General features: G+C 74.6%; 6 protein-coding genes and 1 pseudogene. 3 read left to right on the forward strand and 4 right to left on the reverse strand.

All coding sequences use genetic code 11. The annotated features are described in order from the left end of the window. Window positions 1–191 (reverse strand): annotated as a pseudogene (locus NCC78_RS26310) (hypothetical protein); the annotation flags it as partial. Between the two features lie 233 nt (window positions 192–424). On the opposite strand from NCC78_RS26310, the gene NCC78_RS26315 reads away from it, so the two are divergent. After that, entirely contained in the window at window positions 425–652 is a 228-nt protein-coding gene (locus tag NCC78_RS26315) for a CDGSH iron-sulfur domain-containing protein (RefSeq protein WP_250797829.1), read from the forward strand. A gap of 70 nt (window positions 653–722) precedes the next feature. Here NCC78_RS26315 and NCC78_RS26320 read toward each other — a convergent pair whose 3' ends face one another. Genes NCC78_RS26320 through NCC78_RS26330 form a run of 3 tightly spaced genes read right to left on the reverse strand, consistent with a single transcriptional unit; the run spans window position 723 to window position 4,748 of the window. Beyond that, window positions 723–1,817 carry an iron-containing redox enzyme family protein gene (locus tag NCC78_RS26320; RefSeq protein WP_250797830.1) on the reverse strand — a complete coding sequence of 365 codons (1,095 nt, stop codon included), beginning with the start codon at window positions 1,815–1,817 and terminating at the stop codon, window positions 723–725. Between the two features lie 50 nt (window positions 1,818–1,867). After that, window positions 1,868–3,631, reverse strand: a complete 1,764-nt coding sequence (locus NCC78_RS26325; protein WP_250797832.1) for a thiamine pyrophosphate-binding protein — start codon at window positions 3,629–3,631, stop codon at window positions 1,868–1,870. Then, the gene (locus tag NCC78_RS26330; RefSeq protein WP_250797833.1) at window positions 3,624–4,748 is read right to left on the reverse strand and encodes a baeRF2 domain-containing protein; all 1,125 of its coding nucleotides are present in this window, start codon (window positions 4,746–4,748) and stop codon (window positions 3,624–3,626) included. Before NCC78_RS26330 ends, NCC78_RS26325 begins: the two co-directional genes overlap by 8 nt. Window positions 4,749–4,891: 143 nt before the next feature. On the opposite strand from NCC78_RS26330, the gene NCC78_RS26335 reads away from it, so the two are divergent. Both NCC78_RS26335 and NCC78_RS26340 read left to right on the forward strand, forming a co-directional pair. Further along, a complete protein-coding gene (locus tag NCC78_RS26335; protein ID WP_250797836.1) occupies window positions 4,892–5,440 on the forward strand; it encodes a hypothetical protein in 549 nt (182 codons plus the stop codon). A gap of 37 nt (window positions 5,441–5,477) precedes the next feature. Continuing rightward, on the forward strand, window positions 5,478–5,985 hold a 508-nt coding region (locus tag NCC78_RS26340), incomplete at its 3' end, for an alpha/beta fold hydrolase (RefSeq protein WP_250797835.1).

A 5,985-nucleotide genomic window follows, 5' to 3' on the forward strand; every position in this document is an offset into this window, starting at 1 on the left:
CGACGCACCGGCTCGGGCGCGCCGACGAACCGGGACAGCGGCCCCGGATGGCCCGGATGTCCCAGGTCCGCGCAGTCGGCGCCGCGCAGCGCCCGGGAGGTGGCGGCGACCAGGACCCGCGCGGCGCTGCCGGCCGCCACGACCCGGTCGCCGGCCAGGCCGGCACCGTCGGCCGTGAGCCCCTCGCGCACCTTGTGCACCGGGTCCACCTTGCCTCGTTCGCTCACCACGCGGCCCGGCTTCCCGTCCCGATGGGGTTCAAACGGGGCATCCTTCACCACCCGGGAGTAATCCCGGGATCTTCCCGTCGTTCGCTGCTCAGGCGGTTGCCGCCGTCCTGACCTGCCCGTCCGCGCTGGTGCCCGCGTCCCGCGACGCACGCGCGGGACGTTTCGCGGCCCGTCCGGCGGGCACTTCACGCCCCATGCGCTCAGAGGACACCACCGCCCCGGCCGCCACCATCACCCCGTACCAGGACGGCCCGCTGCTGGTCCGGGGAGATTTCGCCCTGGTGACCCCCGACGGCCGGGCGATCGACGCCCGGCGCGGGACGGTGGCGCTGTGCCGGTGCGGCAAGTCCGCGCTCAAGCCGTTCTGCGACGGCACGCACAAGGCCATCGGTTTCCGCGCCGGCACCGACCGCGAAGCCTGACCGCACCCGCGCCGGCCGGGGCCGACCGGCGGACGGTCAGGCGACGGCGGAGAGCGGGCTGGGGACGCGGTCAGGCGACGGCGGAGAGCGGGCTGGGGACGCGGTTCTGCGGGCGCTCCCGCAGCGTCACCCGGGGCGGCGCGGCCGACCCGCGCAGCGAGCTGCGCTCCGCGGCCCACCTCTGCAGCAGGTGCGCGGCGAAGAGCCGGTCCACCGCCAGCGCGGCTGCGGCCCCGAAGAGCACGTCCGGGGCGAGCGCGGGCTCGACGCGGACCAGGCCGCCGCACAGGTCGTGCGCGGCGATCTGCTCGTGCACCGCGTCGGCCTCGACGTGCTCGTCGTAGAAGCGGGTGGCCGCCTCGCCGAAGCCGAGGCGGCGCAGCCCGTTGCCGTAGCGGCGGTTCGGCAGGGACGAGGTCATCTCGTAGGCGGCGAGGTGCCCGAGCAGCGCCCCGCGCAGCCGGCGGTGCAGCCCGAACAGCGACATCAGGTTGTTCGTGGCCAGGGTGACCGCCGGCACGGCGTCCAGGTGGGCGGCGTAGCCCGTGTCCAGCCCCAGCTGCTGCATGGTGGCGCGGAACAACTCGGCGTGCATCCGGTCCAGCCGCCCGTTGCCGTACTCGTCGGTCTGGATCTCGACCAGGGCCGCCTTCGCGGGGCCGCCCAGGCGGGGCAGGGCCCAGCTGTGCGGGTCCGCCTCCCGCAGGTGGTAGATCGAACGGTGCGTCACGAACTCCCGGAACTGCGCCAGCGTCGCCCGCCGTTGCAGCTGCGTGGCCAGCGACGGCCCGTCGGCGGCGGCGACCAGGTCGGCCAGGGCCTCCGGCACGCCGCCGGGCAGCACCGCCGGCAGCGGCCCCACCAGGCGCCGCACCGCCGCCTCGAAGTGCCGTTCGGCGTACGCGCGCAGCGCGAGCAGCGAGGGCTGCCACTCCCAGTCCTCGTCGACACCGCGCCAACCCCGGTAGTGCAGCTCGTAGCAGAGGAAGAGGGTGAGCTGGAGGTCCTCGTCGGTGAGCGGCTCCGCCGGGTCGAGCCTGGCACCGAGCCCGGCCGGCAGGTCCTGCGCCGGCTGCCGCAGCGCGTCCAGCACCGCCGCCGAGACGGGTCCCCGGGGCTGCGGCAGGGGCGCGGGTCCGTAGCGGCGATCGGTGGGCTCGGACAAAGTGACCTCCAGCGTTGACTGCCGATCTTCAGTGCCCCCGCCAAGGCCCGCTAAACGAGGTCCTCCGCCTCCACGGTCACCCGCCTGTCGAGCATCTGCTCGCGGACCCGCCGGGCGGCGTCGCCGTCGGCGAAGACGCCGCGCAGGTCGGCGAAGGCCGGCTCGGGTGGCGCGAGCGGCACCGCCGCGTCCACCACGGCCTCCACCACGCAGGGCCGGTCGGCGGCGAGCGCCTCGTCCCAGGCCGGTCCGACCAGCTCCGGCCGGTCGACGCGGACGCCGTGCAGGCCGAGCAGGCGCGCCCAGCCGGCGTACGGCACGTCCGGGCGGCGGCGGGTCGGGTCGGGGGACGTCTCCCGCCCGCCGCCCATGCCGGACTGGTCCCGGTTGTTGAGCACCAGCACCACCAGCCGGGGATCGCGCCACTGCTGCCAGTGATGGGCCACGGTGATCAGCTCGGCGAGGCCGTTGAGCTGCATCGCCCCGTCACCGACCAGCGCGATCACCGGCTGGTCCGGGGTGGCGAGCTTGGCCGCCACCGCGTACGGCAGGGCGCAGCCCATCGAGCCGAGCGTGCCGCAGAGCTGGGCGTTCACCCCCGGGGGCAGTTCCAGGTGGCGGGCGTACCAGTAGATGACCGAGCCGACGTCCACCGCCACCGATCCGGTGCGGGGCACCCGGGTGGAGAGTTCCTGCAGGACCAGTTGCGGGTTCACCGGCTGGGCCGGGACGGCGGCCCGGTCGGCCCGCTCCGCGTGCCAGCGGTCGACGGAGCTCTCCACGGTGGCCCGCCACCGGGGGTTGGGCCGGTCGGCGACCCGGGCGAGCAGGGCGCGCAGCGTCTCCTCGGCGTCGCCGACCAGCGGCACGTCCACCGGGTAGCGGGTGCCGATCCGGCGGCCGTCGATGTCGATCTGCACGGTGCGGGCCTGCTCGGGCATCGGGAAGTACCCGGTCCACGGGTCGTTGGTGCCGACCATCAGCAGGGTGTCGCAGCCCCCCATCAGCTCCGCGGCGGCCGGCGTGCCGACCTCGCCGAGCACCCCGGTGTGGAAGGGCAGCCGCTCGTCGAGCACCGGCTTGCCGAGCAGCGAGGTCGCCACCCCGGCGCCGAGCCGGTCGGCCAGCGCGACGATCTCGTCCTCCGTGCCCCGACCGCCCTGCCCGACCAGGATCGCGATGCGCTGGCCGCTGCTGAGCAGCTGGGCGGCGGCGTCCAGGTCCGCCTCGTGCGGCAGCACCCGGGCCAGCGGTTCCCCGGGGGTGGCGGTGAGCACCCCGGCCGACTGCGGTTGCAGGTTGGGCACCATGGCCTCCTGCAAATGGCGGGGCAGCACCACGCAGACCGGGCTGCGGGTCGCCGCCGCGGTGCGCAACGCCTGGTCGAGCAGGACCGGCACCCCGGGCGGGGTTCGGCCGTACCGGACGAACTGGTTGCAGACGTCGCCGAAGAGTCGGCTCAGCCCGATCTCCTCGTGGGCGCCGCCGAGCGGGCCGGTGATGTCCTCGCCGACGATCGCGACCACCGGCTTGCTGTCCAGCTTGGCGTCGTAGAGGCCGTTGAGCAGCTGGACCGCGCTGGGCCCCTGGGTGGCGAGGCAGACGCCGATCCCGCCGGTGAACTTGGCGTGCCCGGTGGCCATGAAGGAGGCGGTCTCCTCGTGGCGGGCGGGGATGAACGCCGGGTCCCCGCCGGCGGCGTCCAACGCCTCCAGCAGCGGGGCGATGGCCTCCCCGGGGTAGCCGAAGGCACGCGGCACCCGCCAGGCCCGCAGCCGCTCGACAACCAGGTCGGCCACCGTACGCTCACCCATTGCCACGCCCCGGGGTGCCGGCGTCGACGTAGCGCAGGACGGCGCCCACCCCGTCGGTCAGCTCCGGCGCCTCGTCCGGACCGAGCACCGTCAGCTCGGCGTCGGTGCCGACCAGGGCCCGCACCAGGGCCGCGTCGGCGCGTACCTTCTCCGGGTCGGGCACCGACATCGCCGCGAGCTGCCCCGGATCGGTGGCGATGTCGGTCGGCTGCGGACCGATCCAGAGCTCCCCGTTCGCCGACGGGTCGTCCACGATCAGCATGTTCTCGACCTGGTTGCGTTGCAGGGCGGAGACCACGGCGTCCAGGCCGGCGCCGACGTCCTCCTGCATGCCGAACCGGTCCAGCGTCGCCGTGATCCGCTGGTCGGCGACCTCGGCGATCGTCTGCACGGTGAGGTCGTCCAGCAACATCTGGTCGGCCCCACCCCCGCGGGAGCCGGCGTCGGTGCGGACCATCATGTCCTGCCAGCGTTCCGGCATCTGCGCCGCGATCATGCCGGTGGCCCGCACGTCGCCGGCGACCACCACCACCTCCGCGCCGACCTTCTCGGCCAGTTCCACCGTCGCCGCGGTGACGTTGCCGGCGTTCTGATGCCAGGCCTCCATCGCCGACTTCTGGTACTTCGACTGGGACCAGCCGCCGGGTTGCACCCGGCGCAGCTGGAAGTCCTCGCGGCCGACCACGTGGGCCCGGCGGGGCACGCCGCCGGCGCTGATCGCCATCGCGTCGGCGCCCTGCCGATCGGCCAGCACGCGCACCCAGGCCACCTGCTCGCCGCGCTGGGCGAGCATCGGCATCACGTGCGGCAGCGAGGTGAACGTGGCCAGATCCCGCAGCGGCGGCGCCGACAGGAACTCCGAGAGCACCACCCGGCCACGGGTGGCGAAGATCGCCAGCCCGTAGGCCCCCGCCATCGGATCGTGCCCGCGCACGATCGCTTCGATCGCCTCGATGCTCGCCACGTCGGCGCGCTGCTGCTGAAGCCGGTCCCGTAGGGCACGCCAGCGCAGGTCGAGCGCCGGATGGGCCTCCTCGCTGTTGGCGGAGGCGTCCAGATAAACCGAGCACCACGGCCCGGGTCGGTCGTAGAGCGGTCGCAGGAAGGACAACTGCATGCTCGACCCCTTTCCGGCTGGGCCCCCCGCTTACCCGCGCCGGTCCGGTTGTCACCTGATCGCGACGGCGCGGATGACCCGGTTTCATTCACGTCATTCAACCCGGGCGACCGATACCATCGGTGAACGGACCAGGACTCTGGGTGGTGACCATGGACAGCGACCTCCATTCCCGGCGGATCGTCCACCCGACGGAGCGGATCGTCACCGGGCGGATCGTCCGGCTCCTCGACGGGTACCCCCGGGAGGTGCGGATCGGCCAGCCGGTGCTGGTCGCGGTGCTGGTGGCGGCCGGCGTGGCCGGGCTGCTGGTGGCGCTGGTCCGCTCGCTGCTCTCCGCCGGCGCGGGCGGGGCCCGGCGACGCTTCAAGGAGCTGAAGAAGGGCCCGGAATACCTGGTCACGCCGGTGCGGCTGCGCGGCGTCGACGGCCAGCTCTACGAGGTCGAGTTGCACGGCCACCTCCCGCAGAGCGCCCTGCACCCGGCCGACCACGTGCAGCTCACCCTGCGCCGGCAGCGCGATCCCGACCTGCCACCGAAGATCGAGCGGATCGTCAACCTGACCACCGGGCAGTCGCTCACCCCGCGCACCGCCACGCTCTGGTCGCACCTCGGGCCGCCGCTGCTGCTCCAGGCGGCGCTGGGAGCGCTGCTGATCGCCGGGCTGGTGGCCTGCTCCGCGCTGACCTGACGTTTCGACCCGGGCGCGCCCGGGCACCGCAGGCGCCATGTTCGCCGGATTCGCCCTCGACGAGATCGACGTCGGCCCGGTGCGGCTTCGGGTCCACCACGGCGGCTCCGGGCCGCCGGTGCTGCTGCTGCACGGCCATCCCCGCACCCACGCCACCTGGCACCGGGTGGCCCCGCTGCTCGCCGAGCGGCACACCGTGATCTGCCCGGACCTGCGCGGCTACGGCGGTTCCTCGAAACCGCCGAGCACCCCCGACCACGTGCCGTACTCCAAGCGGGCGATGGCCGGGGACGTGGTGGCCCTGTTGGACGCGCTCGGGCACCGCCGGGCGGCGGTGGTGGGTCACGACCGGGGCGCGTACGTGGCGATGCGCGCCGCGCTCGACCATCCCGACCGGGTCAGCCGGCTCGGGGTGCTCGACGGGGTGCCGATCGGCGAGGCCCTGGCCCGCTGCGACGCGCGGTTCGCCGCCCGCTGGTGGCACTGGTTCTTCCTCGGGCAGCTCGCCAAGCCGGCCGAGCGGGTGATCAACGCCGACCCGGACG

Source organism: Micromonospora phytophila, from assembly GCF_023656545.1.
GTDB classification, from domain to species: domain Bacteria; phylum Actinomycetota; class Actinomycetes; order Mycobacteriales; family Micromonosporaceae; genus Micromonospora; species Micromonospora phytophila.

What these genes read in the sequence shown, in the direction of transcription:
- NCC78_RS26325 (WP_250797832.1), bottom strand. Translation starts at nt 3,631, where the DNA reads ATGGGTGAGCGTACGGTGGCCGACCTGGTTGTCGAGCGGCTGCGGGCC.
- NCC78_RS26315 (WP_250797829.1), top strand. Translation starts at nt 425, where the DNA reads ATGCGCTCAGAGGACACCACCGCCCCGGCCGCCACCATCACCCCGTAC.
- NCC78_RS26330 (WP_250797833.1), bottom strand. Translation starts at nt 4,748, where the DNA reads ATGCAGTTGTCCTTCCTGCGACCGCTCTACGACCGACCCGGGCCGTGG.